Source organism: Rhodobacteraceae bacterium D3-12, from assembly GCA_025916135.1.
In the GTDB taxonomy this organism is placed as follows: domain Bacteria; phylum Pseudomonadota; class Alphaproteobacteria; order Rhodobacterales; family Rhodobacteraceae; genus JAKGBX01.
This window is the reverse complement of sequence record CP104793.1, coordinates 322,790-337,992: the sequence shown is the minus strand read 5'-3', so window position 1 is coordinate 337,992 and position 15,203 is coordinate 322,790. Positions and strand designations below refer to the sequence as shown.

Annotated in this window: 14 protein-coding genes and 1 pseudogene; 7 read left to right on the top strand and 8 right to left on the bottom strand. The window is 63.6% G+C overall.

The features are described from left to right. Positions 1 to 73: 73 nt before the first annotated feature. The 5 genes from N4R57_01625 to N4R57_01605 all read left to right on the top strand — a co-directional run bounded on the left by N4R57_01625 (position 74) and on the right by N4R57_01605 (position 6,808). A complete protein-coding gene (locus N4R57_01625; GenBank protein ID UYV39490.1) occupies positions 74 to 415 on the top strand; it encodes a DUF2794 domain-containing protein in 342 nt (113 codons plus the stop codon). A 240-nt stretch (positions 416 to 655) separates the two neighbouring features. Continuing rightward, positions 656 to 1,264 (top strand): hypothetical protein, encoded by a 609-nt coding sequence (locus N4R57_01620; protein UYV37836.1) that lies wholly within the window; start codon positions 656 to 658, stop codon positions 1,262 to 1,264. Further along, positions 1,179 to 2,657 (top strand): DNA polymerase Y family protein, encoded by a 1,479-nt coding sequence (locus N4R57_01615; protein ID UYV37835.1) that lies wholly within the window; start codon positions 1,179 to 1,181, stop codon positions 2,655 to 2,657. The genes N4R57_01620 and N4R57_01615 overlap by 86 nt, the downstream gene beginning before the upstream one ends. Next, positions 2,654 to 6,001 (top strand): error-prone DNA polymerase, encoded by a 3,348-nt coding sequence (locus tag N4R57_01610; protein UYV37834.1) that lies wholly within the window; start codon positions 2,654 to 2,656, stop codon positions 5,999 to 6,001. The genes N4R57_01615 and N4R57_01610 overlap by 4 nt, the downstream gene beginning before the upstream one ends. A 96-nt stretch (positions 6,002 to 6,097) precedes the next feature. Next, a complete protein-coding gene (locus N4R57_01605; GenBank protein ID UYV37833.1) occupies positions 6,098 to 6,808 on the top strand; it encodes a TetR family transcriptional regulator in 711 nt (236 codons plus the stop codon). 7 nt (positions 6,809 to 6,815) lie between these two features. Here the strand turns inward: N4R57_01605 and N4R57_01600 are convergent, their stop codons facing one another. The 8 genes and pseudogenes from N4R57_01600 to phnG form a co-directional block, all read right to left on the bottom strand. Beyond that, positions 6,816 to 7,973: an alpha-D-ribose 1-methylphosphonate 5-triphosphate diphosphatase gene (locus tag N4R57_01600; protein ID UYV37832.1), complete on the bottom strand. Its 1,158-nt coding sequence runs from the start codon at positions 7,971 to 7,973 to the stop codon at positions 6,816 to 6,818. Continuing rightward, complete coding sequence (gene phnN / locus N4R57_01595) at positions 7,970 to 8,533, bottom strand: phosphonate metabolism protein/1,5-bisphosphokinase (PRPP-forming) PhnN (protein UYV37831.1); 564 nt, start codon at positions 8,531 to 8,533, stop codon at positions 7,970 to 7,972. Before phnN ends, N4R57_01600 begins: the two co-directional genes overlap by 4 nt. Beyond that, positions 8,530 to 9,212: pseudogene (gene phnL, locus N4R57_01590) on the bottom strand (phosphonate C-P lyase system protein PhnL). Before phnL ends, phnN begins: the two are co-directional and overlap by 4 nt. Before the next feature lie 148 nt (positions 9,213 to 9,360). Then, the gene (phnK, locus tag N4R57_01585; GenBank protein ID UYV37830.1) at positions 9,361 to 10,131 is read right to left on the bottom strand and encodes a phosphonate C-P lyase system protein PhnK; all 771 of its coding nucleotides are present in this window, start codon (positions 10,129 to 10,131) and stop codon (positions 9,361 to 9,363) included. Beyond that, positions 10,128 to 10,994, bottom strand: a complete 867-nt coding sequence (locus tag N4R57_01580; GenBank protein UYV37829.1) for an alpha-D-ribose 1-methylphosphonate 5-phosphate C-P-lyase PhnJ — start codon at positions 10,992 to 10,994, stop codon at positions 10,128 to 10,130. The genes phnK and N4R57_01580 overlap by 4 nt, the downstream gene beginning before the upstream one ends. Then, positions 10,991 to 12,094 carry a carbon-phosphorus lyase complex subunit PhnI gene (locus N4R57_01575; protein UYV37828.1) on the bottom strand — a complete coding sequence of 368 codons (1,104 nt, stop codon included), beginning with the start codon at positions 12,092 to 12,094 and terminating at the stop codon, positions 10,991 to 10,993. Before N4R57_01575 ends, N4R57_01580 begins: the two co-directional genes overlap by 4 nt. Continuing rightward, complete coding sequence (gene phnH, locus N4R57_01570) at positions 12,095 to 12,664, bottom strand: phosphonate C-P lyase system protein PhnH (GenBank protein UYV37827.1); 570 nt, start codon at positions 12,662 to 12,664, stop codon at positions 12,095 to 12,097. Continuing rightward, on the bottom strand, positions 12,664 to 13,128 hold the full coding sequence (gene phnG, locus N4R57_01565) for a phosphonate C-P lyase system protein PhnG (protein ID UYV37826.1): 465 nt from the start codon (positions 13,126 to 13,128) through the stop codon (positions 12,664 to 12,666). The genes phnH and phnG overlap by 1 nt, the downstream gene beginning before the upstream one ends. Positions 13,129 to 13,231: 103 nt before the next feature. Here phnG and phnF point away from each other — a divergent pair, with 103 nt between their 5' ends. Both phnF and N4R57_01555 read left to right on the top strand, forming a co-directional pair. Further along, positions 13,232 to 13,942 carry a phosphonate metabolism transcriptional regulator PhnF gene (gene phnF, locus N4R57_01560; protein ID UYV37825.1) on the top strand — a complete coding sequence of 237 codons (711 nt, stop codon included), beginning with the start codon at positions 13,232 to 13,234 and terminating at the stop codon, positions 13,940 to 13,942. A gap of 94 nt (positions 13,943 to 14,036) precedes the next feature. Then, on the top strand, positions 14,037 to 15,197 hold the full coding sequence (locus N4R57_01555; protein ID UYV39489.1) for an alpha-D-ribose 1-methylphosphonate 5-triphosphate diphosphatase: 1,161 nt from the start codon (positions 14,037 to 14,039) through the stop codon (positions 15,195 to 15,197). The last annotated feature ends 6 nt before the right edge of the window (positions 15,198 to 15,203 follow it).

The window sequence follows — 15,203 nt, the reverse complement described above, 5'->3', positions numbered from 1 at the left end:
GCCGTTAACCCGCCCGGACGGTCTGTTTACCATTGCACTTGATTTTATCGCCAAACAGCGCAACTCTCTCCCTATGACGGTTCAAGATCCTTCGCCCTTCGCCGGGGCCCCGCCCACCCAAGTGGCTTTTCACCGCACCGAGCTTAATGTCATCCTCTCGCTTTACGGGCGCATGGTTGCCGCCGGGGAATGGCGCGACTACGGCATCTCGACACTGCGCGATGTGGCCGTCTTCTCGGTGTTTCGCCGCACCGCCGAACACCCGCTCTATCGCATTGAAAAACAACCGAAATTGCGCAACAAACAAGGGCAGTATTCGGTTGTCGGCATGGATGGGCAGATCCTGCGCCGTGGCCATGATCTGCGCAAGGTCCTGCGCGTCCTCGAACGCAAACTCATCCGCGCGGTTGAGTGATTAGTCAGACACGCACCCCCCTGTAAGCCGATCAGCCGCAATCGCGCGCTGGTCGTGGTCGTTCTTGGACGGTTCTGGATGGCCCGATCCGTTAACGCGCCACCCCTTAACGCTCTGCTAACCCCGCGCTGTTACCTTCCCTCACGTCACAGACCAAACACCGGAAAGGTCACCGGAAGGTCACCGGGAAATTTTGTCACCCCCCTCGCCAGACGCCCCGCTCTGACGTATCAAATGGGTATGAGTGGCCAAACCATCCCTGATTTCCCCCTGCGCCGCGCCCGCGCTCACGAGGTGTGCGGCCCCGGTGCCGTGGTCTTTGCACTGGCCCAATGCGCCCATGTCGAAGGCAGCATCCTCTGGGTCCGCGAAGGCTGGAAACCCGACACGCTCAACCCCGCCGGGGTGGGCAGCATGATCGACCCGGACCGCCTGCTTATGGCCCATGTCGACAACCAAACCGACGGCCTCGCCGTCATGGAAGAGGCCCTGCGCTCCGCCGCGCTCGGGCTGGTGATTGGCGAGCTCGACAAAGAGATCAGCTTCACCGCCGGTCGCCGCCTGCAACTCGCCGCCAAGGCGGGCAAAACCACCGCCCTCCTCCTCATCCCCGAGGGGCAGGGCAACAACGCCGCCGAAACCCGCTGGCACTGTGCGCCGGTGCTTGATGACCCCGAAATCGCCCAACAAACCACCCAGTCGGACTCGACTCTGCATCGCTGGGAAATTATAAAGAACAAATCGGGAACATTTGGGGTTTGGGATGTTCGGTGGAACGGGCAAACGCGTCGTCTCTCTGTGGTTCCCCCGGTTGGCAAGCGACCGGGCTCTGCGCGCACGTCCGGTTGATGCGCCCTTTGCCCTGACCCTCAAGCAGAGCAACGCCGAAAGGCTCTATTGCCTCAACAAAGACGCCCAAACCCAAGGGCTTAGCTCCGGCATGTCGCTCTCTGACGCACGCGCTTTCTGCCCCGGTTTGCGCAGCCGCCCCGCCGATCTTCCGGGCGATACGCGCTTTTTGCATGTGCTGCGCCGCTGGGCCACGCGCTATTGCCCTTGGGTCGGGCTCGAGGGGCGCGACGGGCTGGTACTCGACATCACCGGCTCGGCCCATCTCTTTGGCGACGAGGCGGCGATGCTCTCGGACATGCGCCGCCGCCTGCTGCGTGCCGGCCTCTCGGTGCGCATCGGCCTTGGCGGCACCCGCGGCGCGGCATGGGCCTTGGCGCATTACGCCGAAGGTGTCGCCGCGCCGGACACCCCCTTGGAGGCGCTGAAAAACCTGCCCGTCGCCGCCCTCCGGCTTGAGCCCAAAACCTGCACCGCGCTCGAACGCCTCGGGTTGCGCCGGATCGGCGATCTCGCCCAGACGCCGCGCGCGCCCCTGACCCGCCGTTTCGGACGCGAGGTGCTGATGCGCCTCGATCAGGCGCTCGGCGATCAACCCGAGCAAATCACCCCACTGGCCGACCCGCCGCATTACGGCACCCGCATGACCCTGCCCGACCCCATCGGTCTCTCGGCGGACGTGATGGAAGGCACCGCCCGCCTGCTCGCGCCCCTCTGTGACAAGCTCAAAGCGCAGGAGGTCGGCGCCCGCCGCCTCTGTCTCACCCTGCGCCGTGTCGATCAGGACAGCCAACAGGTCGAGCTTCGCCTCGCCCGCCCCCTGCGCGATCCGCTGCGCATCCTGCCCCTGTTCGAACGCGGCGTGGGCGAGGTTGACGCCGGTTACGGCATCGACCAACTCCGCCTTGAGGCGACCGAGGTCGAACCCCTCCCGGTGCAGCAAATCAGCCACGTTCAATCGAACCGCACCGATCAGCTGACCGACCTCATCACCCGCATCGGCACCCGCATCGGCCTTGAAAACATCCGCCGTTTTCTCCCCGCCGACAGCCACATCCCCGAGCGTAGCTTTATCGTTGCCCCCGCCGCCTATTCCGAACCCGAACGCGGCTGGGTCAGCCTGCACGCCCGCCCGCTCACGCTATTTCCCCCCGAACCCATCGCCGCCCATGGCCGCCGCCCGCCGCGTCAATTCCGCTGGCGGCGCATGCCCCTCACCACCGCGCGCGCCATCGGCCCGGAACGCATCGCCCCGGAGTGGTGGCTTCAGGATGACAGCTGGCGCTCGGGCCTGCGCGATTACTGGCGTGTTGAAACCCGACAGGGGCGGCGGCTCTGGCTCTATCACACGCCGCAAAATCCCGGCTGGTTCGTGCAGGGGGAATTCGCATGACATCCCCGAACGCGCCGCAAAATCCGCCCTATGCCGAACTCTGCGTGACCTCGAATTTCACTTTCCTCACAGGGGCTTCGCACCCGGAAGAGCTGGTCACCCGCGCCGCCGAGCTGGGCCTTTCCGCCGTCGCCATCACCGACCGCAATTCGCTGGCCGGGGTGGTGCGCGCCTACTCCGCGCTCAAAGAGCTCAAGCGCGAAAAAGACGAAGCCCTGCAAATCCGCTCGCAGGTCGAATTCGACAGCAGCTCGCGGCAAGACACCGGCGCGCATACCCCACTGCCGCGCCCCGGCACCGCCACGCTCCCCCGGCTGATCACCGGTTGCCGCCTGAGCCTGCGTGACAGCGCGGTCGAGTGGCTCGCCCTGCCGCGTGACCGCGCCGCCTATGGCCGTCTCACCCGCCTGCTGACCCTTGGCAAACGCCGCGCCGAAAAGGGCGACTGCCACCTTGACCTCCGGGGCCTTACCGAGGGGTGCGAAGGCATGATGCTCATCGCCCTGCCGCCGCCCACGTCGCAGGCTCCGCTGCATAAATCCACCCGCGACATTCAAACCCTGCGCCGCCGCTTCCCCGGTCGCGTGTTCCTTGGCGCCGCCCCGCGCTATGACGGCTCGGATCAGGCCTATTTCGCCGCCATTTCCCGGCTGGCGCAAAAGACCTCCGCCCCGATGGTGGCGGTCGGCGATGTCCTCATGCACCGCGCCGCGCGTCGCCAGCTCGCCGATGTGCTGACCTGCATGCGCGAACACATCACGATTGACCAGATCGGCACCCGCGCCCTGCCCAATGCCGAACGCCGCCTGAAATCGGGGGCCGACATGGCGCGGCTGTTCCGTCACCACCCCGCCGCCCTGCGCCGTAGCATAGACATCGCCGTGCAATGCGGCTTCTGCCTGAGCGAGCTCAGCTATCAATACCCTGACGAGATCACCAACGGCGAAGCCCCCCAAGCCCGCCTCACCCGTCTCGCCGACCAAGGCCTGTTGCGCCGCTGCCCCGATGGCGTGCCCGCCCGCTATCGCGCCCTCGCCAACAAAGAACTAAACCTCGTCCAAGACCTTGGTTTCGCCGCCTATTTCCTGACCGTTTATGACATCGTGCAATACGCCCGCTCTGTCGGAATCCTGTGTCAGGGGCGCGGCTCGGCGGCCAATTCCATCCTCTGCTGGGCGCTTGGCATCACCGATGTCGGCCCCGATCAGATCACCATGGTGTTCGAACGCTTCATGTCGAAATACCGGGGCGAGCCGCCGGACATTGACGTTGATTTTGAACACGAACGCCGCGAAGAGGTGATCCAGCATATTTACGCCAAATACGGTCGCCACCGCGCCGGGCTCTGCGCCACCGTGATCCATTTCCGCTCCCGCGCCGCGATCCGCGAGGTGGGCAAGGTGATGGGCCTGTCGCTTGATGTGACCGCCAATCTCTCAAGCCAGATTTGGGGCCAGTCCAACGCCGGCGCCGACCCCAAACGCGTGCAGGAACTGGGCCTCGACCTCTCCGACACGCGCCTGCAACAGACGATCCACCTGATCCGCGAGATCACTGGCTTCCCCCGCCACCTGTCGCAACATGTCGGCGGCTTTGTCATCACCAAGGGGCGACTGGACGAACTCTGCCCGATCGAAAATGCCGCGATGGAAGACCGCACCGTCATCGAATGGGACAAGGACGACATCGACACGCTCGGCATTCTCAAGGTCGACATCCTCAGCCTCGGAATGCTCAGCTGCATTCGCAAATCCTTTGACCTGCTGGACCAACACGAGGGCGAGCAACTGACCATCGCCGATGTACCGCAGGAAGACCCCGCCACCTATGACATGCTCTGCGTCGCCGACGCGGTCGGGGTGTTCCAAGTCGAAAGCCGCGCCCAGATGAACTTCCTGCCGCGGATGCGCCCGCGCACCTTTTATGATCTGGTGATCGAGGTCGCCATCGTCCGCCCCGGCCCTATTCAGGGCGGCATGGTCCACCCCTATATCAACCGCCGTCAGGGGCGCGAGGCGGTGGCTTTCCCCTCCGACGCGCTCGAAGGGGTGCTTGGCAAAACCCTCGGCGTGCCCCTGTTTCAGGAGCAAGCGATGCAGATCGCCATCGTCGCCGCCGGTTTCACCGCGGAGGAGGCCGACCGCCTGCGCCGCTCCCTCGCCACCTTCCGGCGCATGGGCACCATCGGCACATTTCGCGAGCGTTTCATCTCGGGCATGCTCGCGCGCGGCTATGAGATCGACTTCGCCGAACGCTGCTTTTCCCAGATCGAAGGCTTCGGTGAATACGGCTTTCCCGAAAGCCACGCAGCGGCCTTTGCCATGCTGGCCTATGTCTCGGCATGGCTGAAATGCCACCACCCGGCGGTCTTTGCCTGCGCCCTGCTCAATTCCCAGCCGATGGGCTTTTATGCCCCGGCCCAGATCGTGCGCGACGTGCGCGAACACCGGGTCGAAACCCGCCCGATTTGCGTCAATCATTCCACATGGGACAACACTTTGGAACGCCGCGCCGATGGGGCGCTGGCGCTCCGGCTTGGCTTCCGCCAGATCAAAGGGTTCAAGGAAGAAGACGCCAATTGGATCGTGGCCGCACGCGGCAATGGCTATTCCGACGTGCAGGCGCTCTGGCTGCGGGCCGGTCTCGCTCCCGCAGCACTTGAACGGTTGGCCGAGGCCGACGCCTTTGCCGACACCGGCGCGGGCCGCCGCGAGGCGCTCTGGCAGGTCAAAGCCATCCGCGGTCAGAACCCCCTGCCGCTGTTCAACGACCCGCTGGATGGCGAAAACATCACCGAACCCGCCGTCAATCTGCCCGCCATGCACCTCGGCGAAGAGGTGGTCGAAGATTACGTCTCGATGCGCCTCACCCTGCGCGCCCACCCGATGGAGCTTCTGCGCCCCGCCATTCCCGGCCTCACCCCGCATGACAAACTGCCCGACGCGCCACTGGGCCGGACCAGCGTCTGTGGCCTCGTCATCACCCGCCAGCGCCCCGGCACCGCCTCGGGCGTTATTTTCCTCACGCTTGAGGATGAAACCGGCGTGTCCAACATCGTGGTCTGGCCCAAGATCAACGAACGCTACCGCCGCACGGTGATGGGCGGGCGGCTGTTGCGAGTGACGGGCTATCTCCAACGCGAGGGCATCGTCGTGCACCTCATCGCGCAACAGATCGAAGACCTCTCCCACCGGCTCGCCGAACTCGGTCACCCGATGGATGACGCCATCGGCATCACCCAGCCCCAAGCCGACGACGCCCCCCGCCCGCCCCGTCGCCCCAGCACCGCCCGCCACCCCCGCGAACAGGCCAAGAAACTCTTCCCCAGCCGCGATTTTCACTAAAACCGCCCCCTGCCCGCCGCCGCGATGAAAAAATTTTTCACGCCGAGCGCGAAAACATCGGCTACACTGCCCATTGGAATCGCGACATCCTTCTAAATGGTAGCCAGAGTGAACGCCTCGAACAAAACAACAAAATCAAACCGAAACTGGACACAGAATCCGCGCGAAGTCAGGTCTGACATCCTGAATGTCGCCATGCGTGTGTTCGCCAAACACGGGCTGTCCGGTGCGCGAATTGATGAAATCGCCGCCGCGACGAAAACCTCGAAACGGATGATCTACTACTATTTCGGGGACAAGGAAGGGCTCTACAAGCACGCGCTAGAAGCGGCTTATGCCAAAATCCGCATCGGTGAAGAAAATCTTGTCCTAAACAACATGCCCGCGCGCAAAGCCCTGAAAAAGCTAATCCATTTCACCTTCGAACACCATCGAAAGCACCCTGACTTTATCCGCATCGTGCAGGTCGAAAACACCCACAACGCGCGCTACCTGCAAGAGTCCAAACACCTCCGCGTCCTCAATGCGGATGTGATCGAACGCCTCAGCAAGATCATCTTGCAAGGTGAACGCGAAGGCACGTTTCGCAGCGGAATTCACCCGGTCGCCCTGCATTGGCACATCTCGGCCATGAGCTTTTTTAACGTCTCAAACCGAGAGAGCTTCTCCGCAAGCTTCGGCGCCACAATATTCTCGGCCCAATGGCAAAAACGACTGGAAGACGATGCGACCGAAATGATCCTGAACTACGTCAGCGCAAAGCCGTCTGAAAAGGCCGCAGAAACACCTCCCGCAGCCAATTCATAGAGGCAAATCACCCCACTTGCCGCCCGTGACACCACACGCCGCGCACGACCGGCGTGCCCTGAATGCGTGCGACCCGCACCAGATCGGCATGTAACCCCTCGCCAATCCGCCCGCGATCCTCCAACCGCGCCGCCCGCGCCGGGGTCGCCGTGACGGTCGCAATCGCGCGGGGCAGATCATCCCACAAATCCGCCAGCAGAAACGCCGCCGTCATCAACGCCGACGGAACATAATCCGACGACAGAATGTCCAGCAACCCGGCCTCGGCCAACTCATGCGCCGCCACGTTGCCGGAATGCGATCCGCCCCGGATCAGGTTCGGCGCGCCCATCATCACCTTGATACCTGCCCCCCGACAGGCTTGGGCCGCTTCAACCGTGGTCGGAAACTCGGCCAGCGCAATACCGTGACCCGCGCTCACTCGGACATGCTCTTGCGTGGTGTCGTCATGGCTGGCCAGCACCGCGCCATAGCGCGCCGCCTCGCCCACGGCCACCGCCTCGTGACGTGCGCCATTGGCCTCACGCAGCACCAGCAAACGCGCCACATGCTCCTCGAACTCCACGTCGTTCATCTGGCGCTTTTTCTGCACATAGGTGCGAAGCTGCGAAAGATCGCGGAATTGCCGCTGCCCCGGCGTGTGATCCATCAGGCTGACGATCCCGACCCGATCCTCTGGACCGAATTCGGCCATTTCCTCTTCCAGAGTCTCCGAACACACCTCGGCTCTGAGATGCAGGTAATGGTTGATCCTCAACGCCCCAGAGGCCCGAAGCCCCATCAACTCAGTCGCCAGATTGCGCGCATATTTCATATAACGCCCCTTGCCCTGCGGGATCGACCCGACCCGCATCGCGTCGAAAACCGTGGTGATCCCAACCGAGGCCAGCTCCCCATCATGCGCCAAAATCGCCGCCGCGTGGGGCCAATCGACCGCCGGGCGCGGCTCGATATGACGCTCAAGGTTGTCCGTGTGCAGCTCGATAAGCCCCGGAATGATCAAATCACCCTCAAGGTCATTCGCGCCCTCCGGCACCGCCGCGCCCGGCAGGATGCGGGCGATATGACCGTCCCTGATCTCGATCGCGCCGTGGATCACCTCGTTTTCCAAAACGATCCGCGCATTGGCTAGGGTCATGTCCGTCATCTGTGTTGTCTCCGTCATCCTACTGCATCCCTCTCGCGCCTCAGCGCGGTTAAAACCGCCTTTACCGCATGGTCCAACGCGCCGGAATTATCGATCCGGGTCACGCTCAACCCCGCGGGCAAACCCTCTGGCAAGGGCAATTTCGCACGCTCAAGCCGGGCTGCGATGTCTTGCTCGCTCTCGCGTCCCCGCGCGCGCAACCGCGCGGCAAGAACCTCGTCTGACGCGCCAAGGCTGATCACCCGCAGCCCGCTGAAAACCCGCGCGGCGTCTTGCAACATGCCGCGCGACCCGTTGAACAAAACCACCCGGCCTTCGGCCACCCCCGCAACCTCGCTGACGGGAATGCCATAGCGCAAACCATGCGCAGACCAGCTCAACGCAAACGCGCCAGCGGCCGCGCGCGCGGCAAAATCCTCCGCGCTGACACCCTCGAAGTCTTCGCCCCCCGCCGCTTCGGGGCGCGTTATGACACGCCGCACCAGATGCAGATCAGGGCGCGCAGCCTTGACCGCTGCCATCACCGTGTCCTTGCCCGCTCCTGACGGGCCAACAATGGCGAAAATCGCGCCGCTCATGCCGCACGGGCCGGGGTAAAGACCGAAACATCAACCTCACGGTCCGCCACACGCTCGCGGGCTTCGGCGTCATGGAAAATCCCGATGATCGCCGCGCCGCGCGCCTTGGCTTCCTCGATCAACTCCAACACCGTCGCGCGGTTGGTCGCATCAAGGCTCGCCGTCGGCTCGTCAAGCAGCATCGCAGGAAAGCCATGGGCAAAGCCGCGTGCAATGTTCACGCGTTGCTGCTCGCCCCCGAAAACGTGGTCGGCGACAAGGACCAAAGCGTTTCGGGAATGTTGAGCCTTGTGAGCAATTCCCGCGCCCGCGCCCGCGCCGCCTCGCGCTCGGTGCCGACCGCCAACAACGGCTCGGCCACCACGTCCAGCGTCGGCACGCGCGGCACCACGCGCAGGAACTGGCTGACATAGCCCAGCGTCTCGCGGCGCAAGGTCAAAATCTCGCGCGGCTCGGCGCTGGCCACGTCCACCTCGCCGACACGGATCACCCCCGACGCCGTCAGGTAGTTGCCGTAAATCATCCGCATCAGGGTCGATTTACCGGCCCCCGAATTCCCCGTCAGCGCAACACATTCCCCGGCCGCAACGCCTAGCGACGCGCCCTGCATCACCGGGATCACCGCGCCGCCCTGATTGTGCAGCGCAAAGGACTTTGACACGTTTTCGATCTGGATCATCGGGTGGTCTCCATTGTCGGTCGGTTGGGGCGAGGCCCCGTTTGCGGGTTAAAATGCGGGCCAGCCCCCAAACGCAGGTCTAATTGGGGGCCAGCCCCCAAACCCCCGGGATACTTCCAGTCAGATGAAAGGGCGGGCGCGGGATGGGTCATACCTGTAAAATGCTCGACACAAGAAGTTGCGTGTAGGCGTGTTGTGGATCGTCAAGGACCTGATCGGTGAGACCCTGTTCAACCACATGGCCGGATTTCATCACCATCAACCGGTCTGCCAAAAGCCGAACCACGGCAAGGTCATGGGTGACGACAATCGCGCTTAGCCCCATTTCGCGCACTAGCCCGCGCAGGAGATCAAGTAGCCGCGCCTGCACACTTACATCCAAGCCGCCGGTGGGTTCATCCATGAAAACAAGGCGCGGCCCGGTGACGAGATTACGTGCGATCTGGAGCCGCTGTTGCATCCCACCGGAAAACGCCGTGGGGCGGTCATCCATCCGATCCTCGGCAATTTCGACCCGGCCCAGCCACTCGCCAGCCTGCGCGCGGATATCGCCATAATGCCGTGCGCCCACAGCCATCAGACGCTCACCGACATTGCCGCCGGCGGAGACGCCCATGCGCAACCCGTCGCGGGCGTTTTGATGCACGAAGGCCCAATCGGTCCGCCCCAGCATCCTCCGCTCAGGCTCGCTCATCTTTAGCGTATCACGTGGCCCATCGGTGCGCGTGTCGAACAACACCTCGCCGCCGTCGGGCTCTAAATGACCGGCAAGGCAGTTGAGCAATGTCGATTTGCCCGACCCTGACTCTCCGACAATACCCAGCACCTCACCGGGGTAGAGGTCGAAATTCACCCCGGTGCAACCGATCCGGCTGCCATAGGTTTTTTCGATCCCTTTAACGGACAAAAGCGGCGTCATGCGGCGTCCTCCTTGCGGGCGGCGAGCGGGCCAAGGTGCCCGGCCTCCTGCCGCGTGGCACAATAATCGGTGTCCGAGCAGACAAACATCCGCCCTCCCGCGTCATCCATGATCACCTCATCAAGATAGGTGTGGTTCGCGCCGCACATGTCACACGCATGATCGGCTTTTGACGGCTCAAACGGGTGATCCTCGAAATCGAGGCTGACCACTTTGGTAAACGGCGGGATCGCATAGATCCGCTGCTCACGGCCCGCGCCGAACAGCTGGATCGCAGCGCTCTCCAGCTTGGGGTTATCGAACTTGGGGATCGGGCTCGGGTCCATCACATAGCGCCCCTCGACCTTGACCGGATAGGCATAGGCCGTGGCAATCGACCCGTGCCGCGCGATATCCTCGTAAAGCTTCACATGCATCAGCCCGTATTCCTCAAGCGCATGCATCTTGCGCGTCTCGGTCTCGCGCGGTTCGAGAAAGCGCAACGGCTCGGGGATCGGCACCTGATACACAAGGATCTGATCCGCGCTCAGCTCCTCTTCCGGAATGCGGTGGCGCGTCTGGATCACGCTGGCCTGCGTGGTTTTTTCGGTCACGGCGATATCGGCGGTCTGCTCAAAGAACTTGCGAATGGACACTGCGTTGGTGGTGTCATCGGCCCCCTGATCAATCACTTTCAACGTGTCGTCGGGCGTCAGGCACGCAGCTGTCACCTGAACGCCCCCCGTGCCCCAGCCATAGGGCATCGGCATTTCGCGGCTGGCAAACGGCACCTGATATCCGGGGATCGCGACCGCTTTCAGCAACGCGCGCCGGATCATCCGCTTGGTCTGTTCGTCAAGATAGGCAAAGTTGTAATCGCTCATTCCGCGGCCTCCTGTGTGGCAATACCGCCTGCCTGCACCGCCAGCGCCTCGGCCCGCACCTTGCGGATCAACTCAAGCTCGGACTGGAAATCGACGTAATGCGGCAGTTTGATATGTTCGAGAAAGCCGGTCGCTTGAATGTTATCGGCATGGGACAGCACGAATTCCTCGTCCTGCGCCGGGGCGCCCTCATTGTCTTCGCCAAGCTCTTTCCAGCGCAGCGCGCGATCAACCAAAGCCATCGAAATCGCCTTGCGCTCGGTCTGCCCAAAGACAAGTCCATAGCCACGGGTAAACTGCGGCGGTTCGGTTTTAGAGCCCATGAACTGGTTCACCGTCTCGCATTCCGTCAGGGTGATCTCGCCAATTTCGATGGCAAAGCCCAACTCGGGAATGTCCATTTCCACCGCGACCGTGCCGATCCGCAATTCGCCCACGAAAGGATGGTTGCGCCCGTATCCGCGCTGCGTCGAATAGGCCATGCCAAGCAGGAACCCCTCGTCGCCCCGCGTCAGCGCCTGTAGGCGCAGCGCCCGGTTCGCTGGATATTCCATCGGCGTGCGGGTCATATCGGGCGGGGTCTCGTCGCTCTGCACCTCCTCTTGGATCAACCCCTCACGGTTGAGAAACTCGCTGATCCGCGGCATTTCCTCGGCTAGACCACCGCCTGTCGCGGCCTCCGGAACCGCGCCCTCTGCGGCCAGCTTGAAATCAAGCAAACGGTGCGTGTAATCGAACGTCGGGCCCAAAACCTGCCCGCCCGGCGCGTCTTTGAACGTCGCCGAGACGCGGCGAATGCACGCCATCTTGCCGGTGTCCACCGGGGCCGAATGGCCGATCCGGGGCAAGGTCGTGCGATAGGCCCGGATCAGGAAAATCGCCTCGATCAAATCGCCGCGCGACTGCTTGATCGCCAATGCCGCAAGGTCAGGATCATAAAGCGACCCCTCCGCCATTACCCGGTTCACCGCCAGCGACAATTGCTCGCGGATCTGCCCAAGGCTCAGTTCGCCCACGTCCGTGTCACCGCGCCGCTCTTCGGCCAACCACGCATGCGCGGCGTCAATCGCACGCTCGCCGCCTTTGACTGCCACATACATCTACGCGCCCTCCACGATGGTTGTTCTGGGCAAGGCGGCAAGCGCCTCGCCAGAGGTGAAATAGAAATCCAACCCTTGCGGGAACAACGCCCGATTGCGGCGGAATGCCTCGATCTCAGGCAGCGACAAACGCGCCTGCCGTTCGATCCCCGGCCCGGTCAATGTCGCGCCGTCTTGCGACAGCGCAGCCATCTCGACGATCAATGTGGCCGAGCGGTCAGGATACTCTGCCGTGCCAATCGAAAACGCCTCAAGCGCGGGAAGATCATCCCAACCGCCCAAAGCAAACTGCGCCTGATCCGCGGCAACAATCGGGGCTGCGACGTGAAAGGCGATCCATGCCCGCACGTCCTCGGTGTTATGCGCCGGGGCAAGGAACAAAGGCGTCTCCGCATCGCAAAGCGTTAGCAACATCGCCGCCGCCGCAGGCGATACCGGCGCGGGCGCACGCGCCCCGCTCACCCGCTCGATCAAGCCCGGTCGCGCCATCACCGACAGGGCGGCGCGAAACGCACGGGCCGCGTCCTGTGGCGCATCGCCAAATCCGCCATCCATCACGCTATCCAGCATCAGTCTTCCCCCCGCACCATTGTGAAAAACTCGACCTTGGTTGCGGCGGCCTTGGCCGCGCGGCTGGCCTTCGCGGCCTGCATCTCTGCCTCCAGCGGTTCCAGAACCTGCGCACGCAACACGCCTTTGCGCTCCGTCTGCATCATCGCGTCAATCCGTGCGGCGCGGGTCGCATGACCCTTGTCGCGCCCCTGCACATAGGCATGCCCGACCTCGCCACTCTCAAGCCGCAGCGCACAGCGCGTCACCGTCATCTCGCCAAGGTTAAACGCCGCACCCGTGCCGCCGCTCTTGCCGCGCACCATAACGCCGCCGGTTTTCGGTGCGCGAAGCCATGTAAACTCGGGCCATGCCGCCGCATCGTCCAGCGTTTCAACAAGCGCCTCAAGCCGCGCCGGCGGCGCTTTGGCCAACAGGCTCATCCACGCTTTGCGCGCTTGGGTATGTTCGGTTTCATCGCTCATATAGACACCTTGCCGATTTGTCTAAACAACTATACAACTAGACAAATCATTACGGGCAACCCGCCCATTCCGCAATCAAAACTTCATGAAACTTTGGTGACACATGGCCCGCACCCCGATCTGGAAGACCATTGCCGAAACGCTAGAGGGCGACATCGCCGCCGGTCACTACCGCGCCGGTGACAAGCTCCCGACCGAGGCCGAACTGGCCGCGCGTTTCGGCGTTAACCGGCACACGGTCCGACACGCTCTCTCCGACATGTCCGAGCGCGGCATCACCCGCTCGCGGCGCGGGTCCGGCGTCTTCGTGGCAATTGAAACGGCTGACTACCCCATCGGGCGGCGCGTCCGGTTTCACCGCAATATCGCCGCCACCGGGCGTTTGCCGAAAAAACAGGTGCTGCGCCTCGAAACCCGCCCCGGCGATAGCGCCGAGACCAAGGCGCTCGGCCTGTCCAAGGGCGACACGGTCATCATCTACGAGGGGCTATCCCTCGCCGGTGGCACGCCCATCGCCCATTTCACCAGCGTCTTCCCCCGCGCCCGCGTCACCGGCATGCTCGACACCCTGCGCGAGGTCACCTCCGTGACCGAGGCCCTCCGCCTGAACGGCATCGCCGATTTCACCCGCGCCGAAACCCGGCTCACCGCCGAACGCGCCAACGCCACTCAGGCGCTCCACCTTGCAATGAAAGAAGGCGATCCGCTGCTCAAATCCATCGGCATCAATATTTGCCCGGACGGCAAGCCCATCGAATACGGCACCACATGGTTCGCAGGGGATCGTGTGACGCTCACCGTCAATCCCGATTAAGTCCAAGAGCTTACGTCACGGAAACGATACGAATCATCGCTATGCTTCCCGGAAAACCCCGTGAGGCTTCGGCAATGTCCTGTTTTATCCCCCTCTGCGCCTGACCGGCGCCATGGTCCTACGTGACGGCACCTTGCAGCGTGACGCGCTCTGCATATCCGATGGCCGCATCGCCCATGATGCGGGCCATGAGGTTGACCTTGACGGATACACCCTGCTGCCGGGCATCATCGACATGCATGGCGACACCTTTGAGCGCCACATCGCGCCGCGCCCCACCGCGCCTTTTCCCATCGCCATGGGCCTCGCGTCGGTTGATCGCGAACTTGCCGCCAATGGTGTAACCACCGCTTGGCTCGCTCAGGGGTGGAGCTGGGAAGGTGGGCTGCGCGGGCCGGACTATGCCGACAAGGTGCTCGCCGCCGTCGACACCTATTGCGACAGCGCGCTCACCGATATGCGCATCCAACTGCGGGTCGAAACCCATATGCCCGACACCCGCGAGCGGCTGATCGACACGGTCCGCCGCCACGGTGTCGACTACGTTGTCTTCAACGACCACCTCTCCGAGGCGATGCAAATGGTCACCCTCGCGCCCCACCGCCTCGTTGGCTGGGCCGAGCGTGAAGGCGGCACAATCGAAGTTTTCATCACCCGCGCCCGCGAGGCCAAAGACCGCGCCGGCGAAGTGCCGCGCCACCTCAACGCGCTGGCCTGTGCCTTTGAAAACCTCGGCGTGATCTGCGGCAGCCATGATGACCCCGACGGCGAAACCCGCGACATGTTCAACGCGCTCGGCGCGCATATCTGCGAATTCCCCCTGCGTGCCAATCCCGCCGCCGTGGCCCATGCTTATGGCGATGCGGTGGTCATGGGCGCGCCCAACGTGGTGCGCGGCGGCTCGCAATCGGGCAATGCCTCGGCCCTGTCGCTGATCGAACGCGGGCTCTGTGACATTCTCGTCTCCGACTATCACTACCCAACGCTGCACAGCGCCGCCTTCGCGCTGGCCGACAAGGGCACGCTCAGCCTCGCCAAAGCATGGGAGATGATCTCGACCACCCCCGCCCGCGTGATGAAGCTCACCGATCGCGGCACGCTCACCCCCGGCAAACGCGCCGACATCGTGGTGCTGAATTCCCGCAGTCGCCAGATCGAAGCAACCATCTCCCATGGCCGCTTCGCCTTCCTGTCAGGTGCGCTCGCCACGCGCTTTGCCCAATTGCCCGCGCATGCCCGCCTCGCGGCGGAATAGCTAGGC

Excerpts from the sequence above, each read along its gene's own strand:
- N4R57_01625 (UYV39490.1), top strand. The coding sequence starts at position 74 with ATGACGGTTCAAGATCCTTCGCCCTTCGCCGGGGCCCCGCCCACCCAA.
- N4R57_01620 (UYV37836.1), top strand. The coding sequence starts at position 656 with ATGAGTGGCCAAACCATCCCTGATTTCCCCCTGCGCCGCGCCCGCGCT.
- N4R57_01615 (UYV37835.1), top strand. The coding sequence starts at position 1,179 with ATGTTCGGTGGAACGGGCAAACGCGTCGTCTCTCTGTGGTTCCCCCGG.
- N4R57_01610 (UYV37834.1), top strand. The coding sequence starts at position 2,654 with ATGACATCCCCGAACGCGCCGCAAAATCCGCCCTATGCCGAACTCTGC.
- N4R57_01605 (UYV37833.1), top strand. The coding sequence starts at position 6,098 with ATGGTAGCCAGAGTGAACGCCTCGAACAAAACAACAAAATCAAACCGA.
- N4R57_01600 (UYV37832.1), bottom strand. The coding sequence starts at position 7,973 with ATGACGGAGACAACACAGATGACGGACATGACCCTAGCCAATGCGCGG.
- phnN (UYV37831.1), bottom strand. The coding sequence starts at position 8,533 with ATGAGCGGCGCGATTTTCGCCATTGTTGGCCCGTCAGGAGCGGGCAAG.
- phnK (UYV37830.1), bottom strand. The coding sequence starts at position 10,131 with ATGACGCCGCTTTTGTCCGTTAAAGGGATCGAAAAAACCTATGGCAGC.
- N4R57_01580 (UYV37829.1), bottom strand. The coding sequence starts at position 10,994 with ATGAGCGATTACAACTTTGCCTATCTTGACGAACAGACCAAGCGGATG.
- N4R57_01575 (UYV37828.1), bottom strand. The coding sequence starts at position 12,094 with ATGTATGTGGCAGTCAAAGGCGGCGAGCGTGCGATTGACGCCGCGCAT.
- phnH (UYV37827.1), bottom strand. The coding sequence starts at position 12,664 with ATGCTGGATAGCGTGATGGATGGCGGATTTGGCGATGCGCCACAGGAC.
- phnG (UYV37826.1), bottom strand. The coding sequence starts at position 13,128 with ATGAGCGATGAAACCGAACATACCCAAGCGCGCAAAGCGTGGATGAGC.
- phnF (UYV37825.1), top strand. The coding sequence starts at position 13,232 with ATGGCCCGCACCCCGATCTGGAAGACCATTGCCGAAACGCTAGAGGGC.